The organism is Ureibacillus sp. GCM10028918 (genome assembly GCF_042666115.1).
Classification (GTDB): domain Bacteria; phylum Bacillota; class Bacilli; order Bacillales_A; family Planococcaceae; genus Ureibacillus.
In genome coordinates, this window is record NZ_JBHTFK010000024.1 from 1 (window position 1) to 649 (window position 649).

A 649-nucleotide genomic window follows, 5' to 3' on the forward strand; every position below is an offset into this window, starting at 1 on the left:
TTCATTAATATAAACTTCAAAGAGGGCCTATAGCTCAGCTGGTTAGAGCGCACGCCTGATAAGCGTGAGGTCGATGGTTCGAGTCCATTTAGGCCCACCATATATCCTTTTTGGGGCCTTAGCTCAGCTGGGAGAGCGCCTGCCTTGCACGCAGGAGGTCAGCGGTTCGATCCCGCTAGGCTCCACCATAAATATAAATATATGTGCTCCTGCCGCGAGGAATTAGCGAAGAGGTAACTCAGAGCTTTCGTCGCAAATTTGCACGGAGTTTATTCACTGATGTTTAATCGCGATGTGATTGAAGTCAGTTGATTTGTTCTTTGAAAACTGGATAAAACGACATTGAAAGCAACAAAATTCAAGTAATTTATCGTAAAGTTCTTAAGTCTTTTCTTTATAGAAAAGCAGTAGCTTTTAACTGAGGGTTTCAAGACACGAGTTAGACAAGGAAACAAACGATTGAACACCGCAGTGTACTTCGGTACATGAGGATGTGAATGAGTGTAGTTGACGCAGTATAACGATGTGGATTGGAAGCCGTAAAAGGTTAAGTTATTAAGGGCGCACGGTGGATGCCTTGGCACTAGGAGCCGAAGAAGGACGGCACTAACACCGATATGCTTCGGGGAGCTGTAAGTAAGCTTTGATC

At 44.5% G+C, this 649-nt stretch carries 2 tRNA genes and 1 rRNA gene; all 3 read left to right on the forward strand.

The features are described from left to right. The first annotated feature begins 23 nt into the window (after window positions 1–23). Window positions 24–100, forward strand: a tRNA-Ile gene (locus ACFQU5_RS15935). 12 nt (window positions 101–112) lie between these two features. Further along, window positions 113–188 (forward strand) — tRNA-Ala (locus ACFQU5_RS15940). A gap of 357 nt (window positions 189–545) precedes the next feature. Then, a 23S ribosomal RNA gene (locus ACFQU5_RS15945) occupies window positions 546–649 on the forward strand; the annotation flags it as partial.